Consider the following 18,135-nt stretch of genomic DNA (forward strand, 5'->3'; position numbering starts at 1 on the left):
ATAATCAAGCACAGGGAGGTTGAAGCATCATGACAAACGACACTCCGTTTGGTGTACATTCTGAAGTGGGCCAATTGCGCAAGGTACTTGTCTGCGCGCCGGGGCGCGCTCATCAGCGCCTGACGCCCAGCAATTGCGACGACCTGTTGTTCGATGATGTCATGTGGGTCGATAATGCCAAGCGCGACCATTTCGACTTCATGACCAAGATGCGCGACCGCGGCATCGAAGTTCTAGAAATGCACAATCTCCTCGCCGAAACGCTGGCTGTGCCGGAAGCCAAGGCGTGGATTCTCGATCATCAGATCGTGCCCAACCAGATCGGGCTCGGACTGATCGATGAAGTGCGCTCCTATCTGGAAGGCCTGTCCAACCGCGAGCTTGCCGAAACGCTGATCGGCGGTCTGTCCACGACCGAATTTCCGGAGGAAATTGGCGGCGAACAACTAGCGCTGATCCGCGATGCCGCCGGGGCCAATGAATATCTGCTGCCGCCACTACCCAACACGCTCTATACCCGTGACACCACCTGCTGGATCTATGGCGGCGTCACGCTCAATTCGCTCTATTGGCCAGCCCGCCATGAAGAAACGATCCTCACATCGTCGATCTACAAGTTCCATCCCGACTTTGCTGGCAAGGTCAATGTCTGGTGGGGCGACCCGACAAAGGATTGGGGCCTTGCAACGCTGGAAGGCGGCGATGTGATGCCCATCGGCAGGGGCAATGTACTCATCGGCATGAGCGAGCGCACCTCAAGGCAGGCGATCAGTCAAGTCGCGCAGGCTCTGTTCGCCAAGGGCGCGGCGGAACGTGTCATCGTCGCGGCCATGCCGAAGCTGCGCGCCGCCATGCATCTCGACACGGTGTTCACCTTCGCTGATCGGGATTGCGTGCTGATTTATCCAGATATCGTCGACGGAATCGCTGCCTTCTCCTATCGCCCGGACGGCAAGGGCGGCGTCGAACTGCACAAGGACAAGGGCAGCTTTGTCGATACGGTTCGCGATGCGCTGGGCCTGAAGAAGATGCGCATCGTCGAAACCGGCGGCAATGATTACATGCGCGAGCGCACCCAATGGGATAGCGGCGCAAATCTTGTCTGCGCCTCGCCCGGCGTGGTCTTTGCCTATGACCGCAACACCTATGCAAACACACTGCTGCGCAAACAGGGCATCGAGGTCATCACTATCACCGGCGCGGAACTTGGGCGCGGTCGCGGCGGCGGCCATTGCATGACCTGCCCGATCATTCGCGACGCCGTGGACTACTAGGCAAGGTCCGTGCGAATGACGGGAGGCACGCGGACGTTCAGTGCCATCGTACCGGCCATACTGGTCCTTGCCCTGATGTATGTGGCGCAATCCGTTTTCGCGCCGCTGGTCTTTTCGCTGTTCATCATCGCCATGGTTTGGCCCTGCCAGGCCATCCTGCAGCGTTATATGCCGCGCGGCCTTGCTTTGCTGATAACGCTGGTGGTCTCCATGGCCGTGATGATCGTCGTGGGCTCATCACTGGTCTGGGGCGTCAGCAAACTCGGACAATGGTTTTTCATCAATGCCGACCGTTTGCAGGCCATTTATCTCAACTGGACCGGCTGGCTTGAGGAGCATGGCATTGCGCTTGTCGGGCCATTGGCCGACAGTTTCGATGTTCTGTGGGCAGTTCGTTTCATGCAGGGCATGGCAGGACGGTTGAACAGCTTTGCCGGCTTCCTGCTTCTCGTCTTCATCTTCCTGATGCTGGGCCTTTTGGAAGTGGACGACTTCAACAAGCGTCTCACCTCTCCCCGCGCCCAGCCCTATGGCAAGACGATCCTGCTCTGCAACCGCATCATCGGCGCCAAACTGCGGCGCTATATGCTGGTGCGCACCTTCGCCAGTGTCCTCACGGGCCTCATCGTCTGGTTGTTTGCGCTGGGTGCAGGTCTGGAACTGGCGACTGCCTGGGGCGCTATCGCCTTCTCCTTCAACTATATTCCGGTGCTGGGTCCGCTCTTTGCGACGACCTTGCCGACGCTGTTCGCCATCGTGCAGTTCGACTCCTGGCAATTCGCCCTGGTGGTGTTTCTCAGCCTCAATGTCATCCAGTTCGTGATCGGCAGTTATCTGGAACCCCGACTGGCCGGTGCATCACTGTCAATCTCGCCATTCGCGGTCATATTCGCCGTGTTTTTCTGGAGCTTCATGTGGGGCATTGCAGGCGCGTTCATCGGCGTTCCGATCCTGATCGCCGTCATTGTCTTTTGCGCAGCATCGCCCTCTACCACGTGGATTGCCGCGCTGATGTCGAACGAAGAGCCGCTTCTCTGGGACGAGCCGTCCGACGACCTGACCGAAAATCCGAAAGCATCGGCTGAAACAGGACCAAGTTGAACGTGCCTAAACAGCATTCGATGCTATTGTAATTTACCATTCCGGTAACTGAGGAGGAACCGTTATGTTTCGGCTGGGACAAAAATATCAATCCTTCGTCCATGGCTCCGGCTGCTCCTGCTTCAGCCCGGCCTTGCAACAGGTCTCCCGCCGGTTGGACAGTTTTTCACGTCGCTCCTTCCTTACCGGGCTGGGGGCAACCGCCATCGCTGCCGCCACCCCGAGGAAACTCCACGCCCAGACGACCAGTGCATCACCCAAGGTTCTGTTTCGGCAGGTCAGCCTGTTTGACGGCAAGTCGGACAGCCTGCGCGCCGATGTCCAGATACTCGTCGAAGGCAACAAGATCGTCGCGGTGGACACCACGAACAGCACCCCTCCTGAAGGCGCAGCAGTGGTGAATTGCGGCGGGCGCGTTCTGATGCCGGGCCTGATCGACGCGCATTGGCACACTCTCTATGCAGCCGTTCCTTTGAATGTGCTTTTGACCGGCGATCCCGCAGGCATATTCGCCTCGTCCACGGCCGAAGCCGAACGCACACTTGAGCGCGGCTTTACAACGGTGCGCGACATGGGCGGGCCAGTTTTCACATTCAAACAGGCGATTGATAACGGCATTATTCCGGGGCCGCGCATTTATCCCTCCGGCGCGATGATCACCACGACGGGTGGACATGGCGATCTTAGAATGCCTTTCGAGGTTCCACGCGGCGGAAACGAACTCAGCCTCGGCGAAAAGATCGGCGGCGCGGCCATCGTGGACGATGCGGGCAGCCTCAAGATGCGGGTGCGCGAGCAATTGATGCAAGGCGCGTCGCAGATCAAGCTGGTCGGCGGCGGCGGTGTTTCATCACCGCGCAGCCCGCTCGATATGTCCACTTTCGACGAAAGCGAAATCCGCGCCGCCAATGACGTGGCGCGCGACTGGAACACCTATATGACAGTGCACGCCTATGCGCCGCATACCGTGCAGCGCTCGCTGAATGTCGGTGTGGGTTGTATTGAACATGCGCATTTGATGGATGATGAAACCGCGCGGATGTTTGTCGACAAGAATGTCTGGCTCAGCACGCAGCCGTTCATGAGCGCGGCTGATACGGGGACCCTGACCGGCCCTTCAGCCGAAAGGGCCGAGCAACTATTTGCCGCGACGCCGCATATGTACGAACTCATTCGCAAACACGGGATCAAGACCGCCTGGGGTTCGGACATTTTGTTTTCACCCCAGCTGGCTCCGCGGCAGAGTTTCATGCTCACCCATCTCAGCCAGTGGTATTCCAATGCCGAGGCGCTGCGCATGGCAACGTCCGGCAATGCGGCGCTCCTCACCCTTTCCAACCTGCGCAACCCCTATCCGGGCAAGCTGGGCGTGATTGAAAAGGACGCGCTTGCAGATATTCTGGTTTTGAACGCCAATCCGCTTGAAGATATCCACGTGCTGGAAAAGCCCGCCGAAAGTTTGGCTGTTATCATGAAGGATGGGCGCATCCAAAAGAACACGCTCTGACGGGTGGTAGACAAACCATCACTGGTGCATGAAACAAGGGCGATGTCTGGGCTCTGCTTTTCGCGCTTCAAGCCACGACCAATGGCGATTATTTAGACGAATGCCTATTTTATAATCATATCTGCCGTCAGCGCCTGTTGAATCGCCTCCTTCCTTGGCGCCCTTCATTGACTTGCGGAATCTCGCTTCGAGTTTTGACCATTTAATAAATTTCGTCTTTTCAAAGCCTTACCCCCTAGCCCCGGTCAAAAATCGCCCGCACTGTGAAACTGGCATGACGTTTGCATATAAACAGGCAGAAGCAGGGAAGAGCATATTGATGGTGGCTGCCCCTACTGAGTTGGTTCAATACCCATCATAAAAGAGACTAGGCGATGACAAAGTATAAGCTCGAGTACATTTGGCTTGACGGTTACACTCCGACACCGAACCTGCGTGGCAAGACACAGGTCAAGGAATTCGATGCGTTCCCGACGCTCGAGCAACTGCCGCTCTGGGGCTTTGACGGTTCGTCGACGATGCAGGCCGAAGGCCGCAGCTCCGATTGCGTTCTGAAGCCAGTCGCCATCTATCCGGATCCGGCCCGTACGAACGGCGTGCTTGTAATGTGCGAAGTCATGATGCCCGATGGCGTCACGCCGCATCCATCGAACAGCCGCGCAACCGTTCTTGAAGACGACGACGCGTGGTTTGGCTTCGAACAGGAATATTTCCTCTATAAGAATGGTCGTCCGTTGGGCTTCCCCGAACAGGGCTTCCCTGCCCCGCAGGGCCCGTATTACTGTGGCGTCGGCTCCAGCAATGTCGGCCCGGTCGCTCGAAAGATCGTTGAGGAACATCTCGACCTGTGCCTTGCTGCCGGCATCAACCACGAAGGCATCAATGCCGAGGTGGCCAAGGGTCAGTGGGAATTCCAGATTTTCGGCAAGGGTTCCAAGAACGCCGCTGACCAGATCTGGATGGCGCGCTATCTGCTGCTTCGCCTTTGCGAACAGTATGAAATCGATATCGAATTCCATTGCAAGCCGCTGGGCGACACCGACTGGAACGGCTCGGGCATGCATTGCAACTTCTCGACCAAGTTCATGCGCGAAGTCGGCGGCAAGGATTATTTCGAAGCGCTGATGGCGCAATTCGACAAGAACCTGCAGGACCACATCGACGTTTATGGCCCGGACAACCATCTGCGTCTGACCGGCAAGCACGAGACGGCTCCGTGGAACAAGTTCTCCTACGGCGTTGCCGACCGTGGCGCTTCGATCCGCGTGCCGCATTCGTTCGTCAAGAATGGCTATAAGGGCTATCTTGAAGATCGCCGCCCGAACTCACAGGGCTGCCCATACCAGATCGCCTCCCAGGTGCTGAAGACCATTTCCGAAGTTCCGACCTCGGAAGATGAAGCGCTAGCCGCTTAATTTTTAGGCAGACAGTGCTCGAATTGATTGGCCGGGGCGCAAACCCCGGCCATTTTTTTAAAGCCCGAACATCGCAATCGCTCTATCGCAGGTGATGTACCGCCTGCAATCCATAGACCGGCGTATCGATGCCTTCCATGCGGGCTTTCAATTGCAGCGATAAATATTGCGAATAATGCCGCGATTGATGCAGATTGCCCCCATGGAACCACAGCGCTTCCTGCTGCGTCGGCTTCCACATATTGCGCTGTTCGCCTTCCCATGGACCCGGATCCTTGGGCGTTTCCGACCCAAGACCCCAAACCTTGCCGACCTTATTCGCCGTTTCCTGATTGATGATATCCGCGACCCAGCCATTCATCGAACCGTAGCCCGTCGCATAGACGATCAGATCGGCAGGCAGTTCGGTTCCATTGGCAAGCCGTACGGAATTTTCGGTGATTTCCTCGATCTGTCCCGATGCCAGCTTGATCTTGCCGTCGATGATGAGTTGCGAAGCGCCGATATCGATATAATAGCCGGAGCCGCGCCGCAGATATTTGAGGAACAGGCCCGAACCGTCCGAGCCGAAATCGAGCTGGAAGCCAACCTTTTCAAGCGCAGCATAAAAATCAGCATCAATCTCGCGGATCTTGTCATAGATCGGCTTCTGGAACTCATGCATGATGCGATAAGGCAGCGAGGCGAAAATCAAGTCGGCCTTGGCGGTGGTTACGCCGTTTTGCACCGCCTCTTCCGAGTAAAGCGCGCCGAGCCCATGCTTCATCAGGGGTTCCGAGCGCACAATATGTGTCGATGACCGCTGCACCATGGTGACATCCACACCCGCCTCGCAAAGGGCTGCGCAAATATCATGCGCCGAATTGTTCGACCCGATGACGACGACCTTCTTGCCCTTGTAACCGTCTGGCCCCGGGTGGCGGGATGAATGCTGCTGTTCGCCCTTGAAGCGTTCCTGGCCTTTGACGTTTGGAATATTCGCCTTGCCCGACATGCCGGTTGCGAAAACCAGCTGCTTTGGGCGCAGGATAATTTCCTCGCCGTCGCGGTCCACGACGACCGACCATTCCTTCTTGTCTTCGTTCCATTTCGCGGACTTGACCGTGGAACGCGTCCAGTAATTCAGCTCCATCACTTTGGTATAGAATTCCAGCCAGTCGCCAATCTTGTCCTTAGGCGCAAAAACCGGCCAGTTTTTCGGAAAGTCAATATAGGGTAGGTGGTCATACCAGACCGGATCGTGCAGGCAGAGCGACTTGTAGCGCTTGCGCCATGAATCGCCCGGCCGTTCGTTGCGTTCCACGATGATCGTCGGCACACCAAGCTGGCGCAGGCGCGCGCCGAGCGCAATGCCGCCCTGCCCGCCGCCGATCACCAGCACATAGGGCTGCTTTTCATAACCGAGCGTGCGGGCTTCCTCCTCGCGCTCTTCCTTCCAGGTCTTGGCGCCAAGGTCGTGGCCATGCTTCGCGCCCAGCGGTCGGGTGAAGCCTGTTTTTTCCTCATGACCCTTCAATTCCGACATGACGGTGAGAAGGGTCCATATCTTGCCACCCTTCAGCCGAATGAGACCGTAGCCGCGCGCAACCTCCGTCTCGAAGGATATCCAGCTTTCGGTGACGCCATCGGCTTCCGTCGCTGTTTCACCGGCGGCCACCAGCCATTTGGTCGGCTTCACCAGCTGCAATTGCGATTGCAGCATGTCATGCACCTGATCGTGCCCTTCCACTGTCTTAATGTTCCAGGTGAAGGCAACCAGATCGCGCCAATAACAATCATCGGCAAACATCGAAACCGCTTCGTCGATCCGCCCGCCTTCCAGCGCTGCGCCGAACTTGTCGAGAAGGGCCTGCACGCGCACTGTCGGTGTTTTCTCAAGCATTGCAATTTCCTCCCATGGATGTGGATAGCGGACTTCTCCCAAGGCCCGTCAGGGAAGGATATGCAAGCGGCGTGCCAGATGGCTTGCAATCGCCAATATATTGTTTTTGCTTTATTTTATTGGAAATAAAAATCGTAGCCGCAACCGATGCAACAGCTATCGTGCAACAGGTGTTGCACCTGTTGCAGCATTAATGTGTCGGCTTCAGGCGGCGGTGAATCGTAGAACGATTGACGCCTAGTTTTCGCGCCAGCGCGGAAATATTGTTGCCGCACTCGTCAAGCTGACGGCGCAAAACCTGCTGATCGGCGCGGCCATTTTCCGCTGCTGTCATGGCGTGAAAATGTTCAGGCAGGCAGTCGGTGGTAATTGTGGCGCCTGTTGCAACCGCCGCTGCAACACGCAACGTATTGTCCAGCTCGCGCAGATTTCCCGGCCAGCCATAGGCGGCAAGCGCCTTTCGCGCAGCGCGATCAATCTTGATCGTCTCGCCCTCTTCTTCGCCAATACGGCGCAAAAGATGATCGACCAGATTGTCGAAATCCTGTCTCTGTCGCAGCGACGGCAGGGTCAGCGTTGCGGCATTGAGCCGATAGAGCAGATCTTCGCGAAAACGGCCTTCGGCGGCAAGCGCAGCCAGATCGCGGTGCGACGCCGACAAAAGCCGGAACCTGACCGGCTTCGGTTTCAGCGCGCCTACCGGCTGGATTTCGTTTTCAGAAAGCACCCGCAGCAACCGGCTTTGAAGGGCGAGCGGCATGTCGCCAATCTCGTCCAGAAACAACGTGCCGCCATTAGCCGCCTCGATAAGCCCGGTCTTCCCCTTCTGCATCGCGCCGGTGAAAGCGCCGGGGACATAGCCAAACAATTCGGATTCGATCAGCTGTTCAGGTATGGCCGCACAATTGACCGCAACGAAAGGACCGGGCTTGGCGGTGCTGTCATGGATGGCTCGCGCCAGATATTCCTTGCCGCTGCCGGTTTCACCCTTGATGAGGATCGGCAGACGACGATCCGCCAGTTTGGCGGCACGGGCCTGTAGTGCCTCCATGGCCGGGTCGCCAAAGCTCAACTGGCGCAGCGCCGCAGGCAGCCGAACCGATGCGCTGCTGGTGGCAGGCGCGCGAAAACTGCTAACCGGCGCAATGGCGCTCGCAAAAAGCGCCAGACCATTGCGCGCCCGGAGCAGGCGCTCGCCATTGGGCCGTCCGCGCATCAGGGCGGGAAGCTGGTCGATATCGATATCGAAGACGCTGGAGATGGGTTTCCCGATGAAGTGCTTCGTCGAGACCGTGCTGAGATTCATGCCGCGCGCAACAGCGCCGAAACCACCATGCGTCATGCCGGTAATCACGCCGTTGCCATCAATCGTCATTGCGGCATCAGGATCAACGTCCAGAAAATCCGGCAATCGCGCCAGACGCAGAACCCAATCCTCGCGCGCCCGGGTCATCAGATTGGCAAGCTCGATCCGCCGCGCCGTCGAAGCGACCAGATGCAGCGCCAGCTGCTGGCTGGCCTTCGCGGTCGGCGAGCGCAATTGCGAAATATCGAGCACCGCCGACAGATCGCCGAACGTATCGAAAATGGGCGCTGCTGTGCAGGTCAGGCCGATATGGGAGGCGTCGAAATGGTCGTCCTGATGGATGATCACCGGCTTGCCGGAAACCATGCAGGCCCCGACGGCGCAGGTTCCCGCCCTGTCTTCCGACCATTCTGATCCGAGATAAAGTCCCGCCTTGCGCAGCTGGTTGTCGAAAGTGGGGTCGCCCATGAACTCGACGGTAACGCCACGCGCATCCGACAGCAGCAGAACATAGCTTTGATCGGCAACCTGTCTGAACAGCGCTTCGAGGCCGGTGCGCCCGATGCGGATAAGTTCTTCCGACTGCTCGCGATGTTCCCGCAGCAGTGTGTCGGGTACAATATAGGCTTCCTGCGTTTGAGCAGGATTCAACCGATAATCATTGAGGCAGCGCAGCCAGGATTGAATGACAGGGCGATCACGATCCGAGGCCCCGCCCATGGCGACGCGCTCAATCTCCTTGATGTGCGACAGTGTCGACACCATGACCATCCTCCTCCTCCTGAATGCTGGCACAAGACGGGAAGGCGTTCAAGCGAATAGAGCGTCAACCGATGGACGCCGCATTCGGTTCGATTCCGATCAGGTGGAAAGCAAGTAAGCGGGCAAGGTTCAGGCGGGGCCAAGCATGATGTTGGTCTCGCTTTTGCTGACGCCCTGAAGCGAGCGGATCGTCGAAATCACCTCGTTGAGTTCCGAAATCGTCGCCACTTCCAGCTCGGCAATCACATCCCACATGCCATTGGTGTTGAACAGACCGGTCAGCCCCGGCACGCGCTTGATCGCGCTGATTGTCGATTTGAGCGATGAGCCTGACATTTCGATCAGCATGAAAGCCCTGATCTGGTCCTTGCCGATATCGTCGCGCACACGGACCGTAAAGCCCTTGATGTCGCCATTGGCCACCATGCGGTCGAGCCGCTTCTGGGCCGTCGCACGCGCCACACCAAGAAGCTCGGCCAGCTGCGGCACCGATGCGCGGCCGTTGATGCGCAATTCCGTAATCAGTCTCTTGTCAAGCTCGTCCATACTCCCCTCTTTCTTTTTCGTAATCATCCCTGCCTATATCGGCAGTAATTTATAAAAATAATCACTTTATGTTCTTTTTTGTCAATCTGATTGCAGATATTCATTTTCGGCAAGGGGATTGCCCAGGTGGTTTCCAGACGTCGATCGCGATGGAAACACATGACCAATCCCGGCTTGGACCGGTCACAAGGTCACGAAAACAAGCGAATGCACATGGCGATTTCACGGTCCCGCTATCCGGGGCTTCAAATGGGGAACTGACCTACATGAATACCGCGAAATTTTTCTCCACGGCGCTTCTGGCGCTCGGTCTTACCTTTTCCATGAATGCGGCCAAGGCCGACGATCTGGAAAAGATCCAGAAGGCCGGCAAGATGTCCATTGCCCTGTCCGGCGTTTTCCCTCCTTTCAGCTTTGTGGATGAATCCAACAAGGTCGTCGGCTTCGACGTCGATGTCGGCTCTGAAATCGCACACCGTCTGAAGGTCGAGCCGGAAATCGTCACCACGGCATGGGACGGCATCATCGCCGGTCTGGTCACGGGGCGCTACGACACCATCGTCGGTTCGATGGGCATCACCGAAGAACGCAAGAAGGCCATTGCCTTTGTCGGCCCTTACTACCGTTCGGGTCTGGCGCTGTTCGTCCGCAAGGACGACGCTGCCACCTCGCTCAAGGAATTTGAAGGCAAGACCATCGGCGTGACGCTTGGCGAAACCTCTGAAAAGTGGGTCCGCGAACAGGGCAAATACGACGTTCGCACCTATAAGGGCCTGCCGGAAATGCTGCTCGACCTCGGCTCGGGCCGCATTGATGCGGTTGTCGCCGACGACGTGCCGGTTCTGGTCGCCATCACGAAAAGCAATGCGCCGATCAAGCAGGTCAAGGACGACCAGCTGCCGCGCTACGACATCGGCATTGCCGTGCGCAAGAACAATCCGGAACTTGCTGCCGCCATGCAGAAGGCTCTGGACGACATGATGGCCGACGGCACCTACAAGGCCATTTCCGAAAAGTGGATTGGTGCGGATATCCGCTAATCCCCCTCCCGAAGCGGGCTGCGTCATAGCAGCCCGCCGCCGACCCTTCCACGGGGAAGAAAGGTTGAAGGATGGATATCGCACTTATCGAGCGGATTTTTCCCTTCATTGTTCAGTCTGCCTGGGTCACCGTCCAGCTGACTATCGTATCGCTGCTGATCGGTCTGGTCGTCGCAGCCGTTCTGGTCATTGCCCGCTTTTCACGATTCAAGCCGTTCCGCTGGTTCGCCACAGGCTATGTCAGCATCATGCGCGGCACGCCGCTGCTGGTTCAGCTTTTCCTGGTCTTCTTCGGCGGCCCACAATTCGGTCTGGAATTCAGCCCGTTCATGGCCGGTGTGATCACCATGGGCTTCAACATCGGAGCCTATATGTCGGAAGGCATACGCGGTGCCATTCTGGCCGTGGACAAGGGCCAGAACGAAGCAGCCCGCAGCATCGGCTTTGGACGCTTCAACACGATGCGGCTTTTCATTCTGCCGCAGGCGGCACCCTTGATGATCCGTTCGCTCGGAGTCAACACGATCATCCTCACCAAGAGCACCGCGCTTGTCTCGACAATCGGGGTTGTTGAACTGACCTATACCGCACAGCGTTTCGTGACATCGACATACAAGCCCTTCGAAGTCTTCACCGTTGCCGGTATCGCCTACATCGTCATCATAGCCATCATTTCGATGATCGTTCGCGGCATTGAGACCTTCTTCAACGCTGACAGGAGGGCCGAAGCATGAGTCTCGATTTCACGGTCGTACCTTCCTATCTGGAGCTCCTCTTCATCGGTCTGCTCTGGACAGTGCTGATTACGGTTCTCGCAGGCGTCATCAGCGTGGTGCTGGGCGTTGTGATCGCTCTGGTGACGCTGCATGCGCCGAAGATCATAAGCCTGCCGGTGCGCGGCATCGTGTTCCTGTTCATGGGAACGCCGCTGCTGCTCCAGCTCTACCTTCTCTATTATGGCCTGTCGCAGATCGGCATCATGGTTCCGGCCTTCTGGACCGGCGTGTTCGGCCTTGGCATGCATTATGCCGCCTATAATGCCGATATTTTCCGCGCCTCGCTGCAAGCTGTGGACAATGGCCAGATGGAAGCGGCCCGGTCGCTTGGCTTCAGCCGGGGCATGGCGCTACGCTATTTCATCATTCCGCAGGCGATCCTGACCGCGCTGCCGCAGGTGGGCAATAACAGCATCATCCTGCTCAAGGATACCGCCGTGCTCTCGGTCCTCGGCATCACAGAACTGGTTTTGAATGCGCAGCGCGCCATCAGCGAAACCTATAGACCCTTCGAATTCTATTTCGTCGCCGCCGTGCTCTATTACGCCGTCAATCTTCTGATGGAATGGGCATTGAGCAAAGCGGCCAAGAAAGCGGATGCTATCCGATGAACACACAGACACCCATGATCGAATTGCGCCAGATCAGGAAATCCTATGGCGACCATGAAGTTCTCAAGGGCATCGACCTGACGGTTGCGCGGGGGAAGATCGTCTCCATCATCGGCCCCAGCGGGTCGGGAAAAAGCACGCTTCTACGCTCCATCAACATGCTGGAAGAAACCTCGGGCGGTGAAATCTGGCTCGATGGCAATCAGGTGAACAAGCCGCTCAAGGGCCACGCCTTCGAAAAACACATCAACCATATCCGTCAGGAAATGGGCATGGTTTTCCAGCAATTTAACCTGTTCCCGCATCTTACGGTTCTGCAAAACATCATGATCGGGCCAATGCGGCTCAAGCATTTGCCGCGCGCCGAAGCGCTTGACCGCGCCAACGCTCTGCTGGCCAAGGTCGGGCTGGTGGACAAGGGCAATGCCTATCCGGCCCGCCTGTCGGGCGGCCAGAAGCAGCGTGTGGCGATTGCACGCGCACTCGCCATGCAGCCCAAGGTCATGCTGTTCGACGAGGCCACATCGGCACTCGACCCAGAGCTGGTGGAAGAGGTCAATCAGGTGATGAAGCAGCTCGCCAGCGAGCACATGACGATGCTGATCGTGACCCACGAAATGCGCTTCGCCGCTGAAGTATCCGACCATGTGATGTTCATGGATGGCGGCGTGGTGGTCGAGCAGGGTCCGCCGGACCAGATGTTGTCCAATCCGAAAGAGGAACGGACCCGCGCTTTCCTGCGAAAGCATCTTTCGCACTAGAGCGCGTTTCGATCTGATTGGTTCAGATCGGCGCTCTAATTCTTTGTTTTAACGCGCATCTTTCCCGAAAACCGTTTCACACTTTTCGGGATGTGCTCTGAATACGGAGACTACTCAATGACTGCGAATGTTTCAAACGGCCTGCAAGGCGCCGTAACGATGGCGCACAACCATATCGATGCGCAGCATGTCGAAGAGCTGGCTCTTCGCATGGTCAGCTGGCGCAGCGAAACGGGTACGCCCGGCGAGGCGGAATTTTCTGGCCGCTTTGTCGAATTGCTCAAGGAAATTCCCTATTTCCAGCAGAACCCGGCAAATATCCGCACGGTTGCCAGCCATGGCGATCCGCTGACCCACAATGTGGTGGCACTCGTTCGTGGCAAGGGTCGCGAGACGGTGGCGCTTGCCGGTCATTTCGACACGGTTGCGACCGATAATTATCACGAGTTGAAGTCGCTCTCCTGCGACAGCGTCAATCTGAAAGATGCGCTGATCAAGGACCTCGGCAAGCGCTCACGCTCGCAGCAGGAAGAGCGCGCGCTGGAAGACCTCCTGAGCGGCGACTTCCTCCCCGGTCGTGGTCTGCTGGATATGAAGAGCGGTATTGCCGCCGGTATTGCCTGCCTTGAGCGCTTTGCGGCAGACCCCGACCGCAGCGGCAATATGATCCTGATCGTCACACCGGACGAAGAGCGCGAGAGCCGCGGCATGCGGTCGATGCGCAATGCGCTACCGGAGATTGCGCGGGACTTCGACCTCGATATTTCGTCGGCTATCAATCTCGATGTAACCTCCGATCAGGGTGATGGCAGCGAAGGCCGCGCCGTCTATGCTGGAACCATCGGCAAGCTCCTGCCTTTTGCGCTCGTCATCGGTTGCAGCTCCCATGCCAGCTACCCCTATGAGGGTGTCAGCGCGCAGGCCATGGCGGCAGGCATTCTCACCCGCTTTGAAGGCAATGCCGATCTTGCCGACCGCGACGACAACGATATTTCCCCGCCGCCCATCTGTCTTGAGGCAAAGGATTTGCGCGACGGCTATGAAGTCACGACGCCGGAACGTTTCTGGATCGCGCTCAACTGGCTCTATCACGGCATGACCGCTGAAGAGCTGTTCAAACGCTTTCAGGATGAAGTGCGCACGGGAGCCGTCGATGCGGTCGCACGCTTCGCAGCACAGGCCGAAGCCTATGGCAAGCTGGTCGGCAAGCGTGCCGGGGCGACCCCGCCTGAACCGAAGCTTTTGACCTTCACAGAGCTGCGCGCCATGGCGGCTGAGATTGCAGGCGACGACTTTGAACGTCTCTATGACGAACAGGAACAGCGCCTTTCCGGCATCGATAACCCGCTTTCCGTCAGCCGCCAGCTGACCGAATGGCTGGTGGGCGTTGCCCATCTCGCCGGACCGGCGATTGTCGTCGGCTTTGCCGGGCTGCACTATCCGGCGAGCCATCTTGACGACACCAAAACCAATGACCGCCTTTTCAGAGAGGCCATTGACGAAACGATCAAGGTCTTTGCGGCCTTCCCCGATCAGAGCCTTGTCTGGAAGCCGCATTTCCAGGGCATTTCCGATATGAGTTTTCTCGGTCAGGCAACGCTTGGACAGGATATCGTGTCGCAGAACACGCCGGTGTCGCGCCTCGTCGATCACCCAGCCGCCAACGCACTGCGTTTCCCGGTGGTCAATATCGGCCCATGGGGCCGCGAGTTCCACCAGAAGCTGGAGCGCGTCCACGCGCCCTACGCCTTCGAGGTTCTGCCGCAGATCGTTTCGATGATCGCCGAAAAATTCCTCGCGGCAAAGACTGGAAACAGCGCCCGCTGAATAAAGGTTCACTCCCATGACCAATGAAAAGCTGAATATCGTTCCCTTTGTCAGCGTCGATCACATGATGAAGCTGGTTCTGACGGTGGGTGTCGAAACCTTCCTCAAGGAACTGGCCGTGGTGATCGAAGAAGATTTTCGCCGCTGGGAACAGTTCGACAAGACGCCGCGCGTCGCCTCCCATTCCAAGGAAGGCGTCATCGAGCTGATGCCGACCAGCGACGGCACGCTTTATGGCTTCAAATATGTAAACGGCCATCCGAAGAACACTCGCGCGGGCCGTCAGACCGTGACGGCCTTTGGTGTCCTTTCCGATGTGGACAGCGGCTATCCGCTGCTTCTGACCGAGATGACCATTCTGACCGCCTTGCGCACCGCCGCCACCTCGGCAGTGGCCGCCAAGCATCTCGCCCGACCGGATTCCAAAACGCTGACGATCATCGGCAACGGCGCGCAGAGCGAATTTCAGGCGCTGGCCTTCAAGGCGCTGCTCGGCATCGACAATCTTCGCCTGTTCGACATCGACCGCTCGGCGAGCGAGCGTTGCGCCGCCAATCTGGCCGACAAGGGCTTTTCGGTCACGATCTGCGCATCGTCGCAGGAGGCCGTCGAAGGTGCGGATATCATCACCACCGTCACCGCCGACAAGCAATATGCCACCATTTTGAGCGACAACATGGTCGGCCCCGGCGTGCATATCAATGCGGTCGGCGGTGATTGCCCCGGCAAGACCGAGCTGAACAAGGAAATTCTCCTGCGCTCGGATATTTTTGTCGAGTATCCGCCGCAGACCCGCATCGAAGGCGAAATCCAGCAATTGCCGGAGGATTATCCGGTCAAGGAATTGTGGGAAGTCATCGCCGGTAAGGCTCAGGGCAGAACATCGGATCGGGCGATCACGCTGTTCGACAGCGTCGGCTTTGCAACCGAAGATTTTTCGGCTCTGCGCTATGTCTTCAGCAAGCTGGAAGAAACCGGTCTCTACGCTGAACTGGACATGCTTGCAGACCCCGATGAGCCGCGCGACCTTTACGGTATGCTGCTCAGATGCGAGCAGGCATTGGAAGCCGCATAAGACTTTGCCGGGATAGTTCGGCCCAACACGTGCTGTTGGGCCTGTTGTTGACGCTGCAATGTGATATCACCATCGGCATGTAACAGTGCCGGTATAGTTGGATATCCATGATCGTCTGAACGATGCAGCAATTGGCCAGAAAAATATCTGCGGAAATAGGCTGGGGTATTCCAAGCTCGATCATCCTGCATTTGTTGCTGGCCTTTGTTCTGCTCGTCCGCCTGCCGCAATTGCCGACAACGCCGGAACAAAGCGTCAAGGTAGAACTTGTTCCACCGCCCCCACCCGCCGAAGAAACGCCGAAACAGGACCAGAGCCAGCCAGTCCCGGCTGAGCAGCAGGCACAGGCCCAGAAGCTTGCCTTTGAATCCGCTTCCAGCGACCCGAAAGACGATACGCCGGAGCAATCAGACGTTCCGCCCGCAGCAGTCGAGACGAAGGAAGAGCAGCAGCCGGAAGAGGCGCAGCCCGATGCCCAGTCCGCAACTGCGCAGGACGCATACTTGGCCGCAGCCCCGGCTGTTGAGAACCCGCCTGTTCCCCAGCCAAAACCCAACCAGCAAAAGCCAGCCGCCAAGGCCGCATCGGAAGAGCCGGGGAAAAACTTCAAACAGGCGCGCAGACTTTATTCAAAGGACGCCCTGTCCGACCCGCGTGTGAAACAGGCGCTCGGCAAGCTGTCGCCGACCGATCGTGTCATCCAGATTTGCAGTATCGAAGCGCTGGAACAAATCCGCCATCAGCAACCGGGCGCTTTCCCCGACATGCTGGCGCGTGCTGGCGGTTCGGTTTCAAGCACCGGCCTGACGGTCAGCAACGGTGCGTTTCGCAGCCGCGCCCAATGGTATGGCGTGGACTTCAAATGCCAGGTCAATGCCGAGGCCATGTCGATCCAGTCGTTCAGCTATGCCATCGGCCATGCCATCCCTGAAAGCGAATGGGGCGAACGGCAACTGCCGAGAGACTAGAGCCGTTCCAGCATAAGTGCGTAGCGGCTGGAAATGCCCTAATAGACTTCCGGAACATACATTTCAGACGGGGTTTGGTGACGCACATAATCGTCATGACGCACGCGTTCGGGCAATTGAATGGCTGACTTCGGCACATCCTCGTAGGGTATCTGGGACAGGAGATGCGCGATGCAGTTGAGGCGCGCCTTCTTCTTGTCGACGGCCTCGACGACCCACCATGGTGCTTCCGCAATATGGGTGCGATGCAGCATTTCTTCCTTGGCCTTGGTGTAATCTTCCCAATGCACGCGGCTTTCGAGGTCCATCGGCGAAAGCTTCCACTGCTTCAGCGGATCGTGGATACGCATGTTGAAGCGGAATTCCTGCTCCTCGTCGGTGATCGAGAACCAGTATTTGATGAGAATGATCCCGGAGTGCACCAGCATGCGTTCAAACTCGGGAACGGAGCGGAAAAACTCTTCCAGTTCGTCCTTGGTGCAAAAGCCCATCACGCGCTCGACACCGGCGCGATTATACCAGGAGCGGTCAAACAAAACCATTTCACCAGCGGTCGGCAAATGCGGCACGTAGCGCTGGAAATACCACTGATTGCGCTCGCGTTCGGTCGGTGCGGGGAGCGCGACGACACGGCAGACGCGTGGATTGAGGCGCTGGGTCACGCGCTTGATCGCGCCGCCCTTGCCTGCCGAATCGCGGCCTTCGAACAGCACCACGACCTTGAGCTTCTTGTGCTGTACCCAGTCCTGAAGCTTCACCAGCTCATGCTGGAGACGAAACAATTCGCGGAAGTAAACGCGGCGTTCAAGCGTCTGCTCGGCGGGGCCGGACATGCCTTCGGCGACCAACGCGTCAAGGCGCTCTTCCTCGATCTGCATTTCCAGCTCTTCATCAAAACTATCGGCGATTTCCGCCTTGATACGGTCCAGATGGCTGTTCTCGAACATGTTCACACCATAAGCTGAAGATTATCCCCCGGAGCAGCGACTCCGCATAATTACACGGAATACTAGAAGTCCCTCATGACGGTTTCGTGACGTAATCTGGTCGGCAAGTGTTAACAAAAGCAATCGCGAGCGGTGTTGCGGGCTTTGCAATTTTTGCGGGCAAGATGGATAGAAATATTTTGACGCCTACGTAAAAAAATAAGCTTTCGTTGAAACCCGTTTGATAGCATTCTCCCGCAGATGCGAACCAGCGGGATCGTTCAATGATTGCAAAACCTTCCTACCGTTTCCTCCGCTCTGGACGAAGCGTCATATTCGGAACCAAGGCTGCTTTTGC

The 18,135-nt window shown here is 57.5% G+C and carries 15 protein-coding genes; 11 read left to right on the forward strand and 4 right to left on the reverse strand.

Annotation, left to right across the window (positions count from 1 at the left end; genetic code table 11):
• Positions 1 to 29 precede the first annotated feature (29 nt).
• The 4 genes from arcA (at position 30) to JAU75_RS11600 (ending at position 5,297) form a co-directional block, all read left to right on the forward strand.
• The gene (gene arcA, locus JAU75_RS11585) at positions 30 to 1,274 is read left to right on the forward strand and encodes an arginine deiminase (protein WP_199056671.1); all 1,245 of its coding nucleotides are present in this window, start codon (positions 30 to 32) and stop codon (positions 1,272 to 1,274) included.
• 15 nt (positions 1,275 to 1,289) lie between these two features.
• Complete coding sequence (locus tag JAU75_RS11590; protein WP_199056825.1) at positions 1,290 to 2,375, forward strand: AI-2E family transporter; 1,086 nt, start codon at positions 1,290 to 1,292, stop codon at positions 2,373 to 2,375.
• 64 nt (positions 2,376 to 2,439) lie between these two features.
• Positions 2,440 to 3,882 carry an amidohydrolase family protein gene (locus JAU75_RS11595; RefSeq protein ID WP_199056672.1) on the forward strand — a complete coding sequence of 481 codons (1,443 nt, stop codon included), beginning with the start codon at positions 2,440 to 2,442 and terminating at the stop codon, positions 3,880 to 3,882.
• Positions 3,883 to 4,256: 374 nt separating this feature from the next.
• Positions 4,257 to 5,297 carry a glutamine synthetase beta-grasp domain-containing protein gene (locus JAU75_RS11600; protein ID WP_199056673.1) on the forward strand — a complete coding sequence of 347 codons (1,041 nt, stop codon included), beginning with the start codon at positions 4,257 to 4,259 and terminating at the stop codon, positions 5,295 to 5,297.
• 82 nt (positions 5,298 to 5,379) lie between these two features.
• Here the strand turns inward: JAU75_RS11600 and JAU75_RS11605 are convergent, their stop codons facing one another.
• From JAU75_RS11605 to JAU75_RS11615, 3 genes are all read right to left on the reverse strand, one after another.
• Positions 5,380 to 7,179 carry an NAD(P)/FAD-dependent oxidoreductase gene (locus tag JAU75_RS11605; protein WP_199056674.1) on the reverse strand — a complete coding sequence of 600 codons (1,800 nt, stop codon included), beginning with the start codon at positions 7,177 to 7,179 and terminating at the stop codon, positions 5,380 to 5,382.
• Between the two features lie 190 nt (positions 7,180 to 7,369).
• Positions 7,370 to 9,250, reverse strand: coding sequence for a sigma-54-dependent Fis family transcriptional regulator (locus tag JAU75_RS11610; RefSeq protein WP_199056675.1), 1,881 nt, complete (start codon positions 9,248 to 9,250; stop codon positions 7,370 to 7,372).
• Between the two features lie 126 nt (positions 9,251 to 9,376).
• Positions 9,377 to 9,793: an Lrp/AsnC family transcriptional regulator gene (locus JAU75_RS11615; RefSeq protein WP_138786149.1), complete on the reverse strand. Its 417-nt coding sequence runs from the start codon at positions 9,791 to 9,793 to the stop codon at positions 9,377 to 9,379.
• Positions 9,794 to 10,059: 266 nt separating this feature from the next.
• Between JAU75_RS11615 and JAU75_RS11620 the strand changes: the two genes are divergently transcribed.
• From JAU75_RS11620 to JAU75_RS11650, 7 genes are all read left to right on the forward strand, one after another.
• Positions 10,060 to 10,833 carry an ABC transporter substrate-binding protein gene (locus JAU75_RS11620; protein ID WP_199056676.1) on the forward strand — a complete coding sequence of 258 codons (774 nt, stop codon included), beginning with the start codon at positions 10,060 to 10,062 and terminating at the stop codon, positions 10,831 to 10,833.
• Positions 10,834 to 10,904: 71 nt separating this feature from the next.
• A complete protein-coding gene (locus tag JAU75_RS11625) occupies positions 10,905 to 11,567 on the forward strand; it encodes an amino acid ABC transporter permease (RefSeq protein ID WP_199056677.1) in 663 nt (220 codons plus the stop codon).
• On the forward strand, positions 11,564 to 12,220 hold the full coding sequence (locus JAU75_RS11630) for an amino acid ABC transporter permease (RefSeq protein WP_199056678.1): 657 nt from the start codon (positions 11,564 to 11,566) through the stop codon (positions 12,218 to 12,220). Before JAU75_RS11625 ends, JAU75_RS11630 begins: the two co-directional genes overlap by 4 nt.
• Complete coding sequence (locus JAU75_RS11635) at positions 12,217 to 12,981, forward strand: amino acid ABC transporter ATP-binding protein (RefSeq protein WP_371836159.1); 765 nt, start codon at positions 12,217 to 12,219, stop codon at positions 12,979 to 12,981. Before JAU75_RS11630 ends, JAU75_RS11635 begins: the two co-directional genes overlap by 4 nt.
• Positions 12,982 to 13,098: 117 nt before the next feature.
• Entirely contained in the window at positions 13,099 to 14,808 is a 1,710-nt protein-coding gene (locus JAU75_RS11640) for a M20/M25/M40 family metallo-hydrolase (protein WP_199056679.1), read from the forward strand.
• Between the two features lie 16 nt (positions 14,809 to 14,824).
• Complete coding sequence (locus JAU75_RS11645; RefSeq protein ID WP_199056680.1) at positions 14,825 to 15,883, forward strand: ornithine cyclodeaminase; 1,059 nt, start codon at positions 14,825 to 14,827, stop codon at positions 15,881 to 15,883.
• A gap of 122 nt (positions 15,884 to 16,005) precedes the next feature.
• Positions 16,006 to 16,851, forward strand: a complete 846-nt coding sequence (locus tag JAU75_RS11650) for a DUF930 domain-containing protein (RefSeq protein ID WP_199056681.1) — start codon at positions 16,006 to 16,008, stop codon at positions 16,849 to 16,851.
• 38 nt (positions 16,852 to 16,889) lie between these two features.
• Here the strand turns inward: JAU75_RS11650 and ppk2 are convergent, their stop codons facing one another.
• The gene (gene ppk2, locus JAU75_RS11655; RefSeq protein WP_199056682.1) at positions 16,890 to 17,798 is read right to left on the reverse strand and encodes a polyphosphate kinase 2; all 909 of its coding nucleotides are present in this window, start codon (positions 17,796 to 17,798) and stop codon (positions 16,890 to 16,892) included.
• Between the last annotated feature and the right edge of the window lie 337 nt (positions 17,799 to 18,135).

It is taken from the genome of Ochrobactrum sp. Q0168, from assembly GCF_016427605.1.
In the GTDB taxonomy this organism is placed as follows: domain Bacteria; phylum Pseudomonadota; class Alphaproteobacteria; order Rhizobiales; family Rhizobiaceae; genus Brucella.

Bases quoted from the DNA above. Each gene is read 5' to 3' on its own strand.
- JAU75_RS11615 (WP_138786149.1), bottom strand. From the start codon at position 9,793: ATGGACGAGCTTGACAAGAGACTGATTACGGAATTGCGCATCAACGGC.
- JAU75_RS11620 (WP_199056676.1), top strand. From the start codon at position 10,060: ATGAATACCGCGAAATTTTTCTCCACGGCGCTTCTGGCGCTCGGTCTT.
- JAU75_RS11645 (WP_199056680.1), top strand. From the start codon at position 14,825: ATGACCAATGAAAAGCTGAATATCGTTCCCTTTGTCAGCGTCGATCAC.
- JAU75_RS11635 (WP_371836159.1), top strand. From the start codon at position 12,217: ATGAACACACAGACACCCATGATCGAATTGCGCCAGATCAGGAAATCC.
- JAU75_RS11640 (WP_199056679.1), top strand. From the start codon at position 13,099: ATGACTGCGAATGTTTCAAACGGCCTGCAAGGCGCCGTAACGATGGCG.
- JAU75_RS11605 (WP_199056674.1), bottom strand. From the start codon at position 7,179: ATGCTTGAGAAAACACCGACAGTGCGCGTGCAGGCCCTTCTCGACAAG.
- JAU75_RS11650 (WP_199056681.1), top strand. From the start codon at position 16,006: ATGCAGCAATTGGCCAGAAAAATATCTGCGGAAATAGGCTGGGGTATT.
- JAU75_RS11595 (WP_199056672.1), top strand. From the start codon at position 2,440: ATGTTTCGGCTGGGACAAAAATATCAATCCTTCGTCCATGGCTCCGGC.
- ppk2 (WP_199056682.1), bottom strand. From the start codon at position 17,798: ATGTTCGAGAACAGCCATCTGGACCGTATCAAGGCGGAAATCGCCGAT.
- JAU75_RS11590 (WP_199056825.1), top strand. From the start codon at position 1,290: ATGACGGGAGGCACGCGGACGTTCAGTGCCATCGTACCGGCCATACTG.
- JAU75_RS11630 (WP_199056678.1), top strand. From the start codon at position 11,564: ATGAGTCTCGATTTCACGGTCGTACCTTCCTATCTGGAGCTCCTCTTC.
- JAU75_RS11625 (WP_199056677.1), top strand. From the start codon at position 10,905: ATGGATATCGCACTTATCGAGCGGATTTTTCCCTTCATTGTTCAGTCT.
- arcA (WP_199056671.1), top strand. From the start codon at position 30: ATGACAAACGACACTCCGTTTGGTGTACATTCTGAAGTGGGCCAATTG.
- JAU75_RS11600 (WP_199056673.1), top strand. From the start codon at position 4,257: ATGACAAAGTATAAGCTCGAGTACATTTGGCTTGACGGTTACACTCCG.
- JAU75_RS11610 (WP_199056675.1), bottom strand. From the start codon at position 9,250: ATGGTGTCGACACTGTCGCACATCAAGGAGATTGAGCGCGTCGCCATG.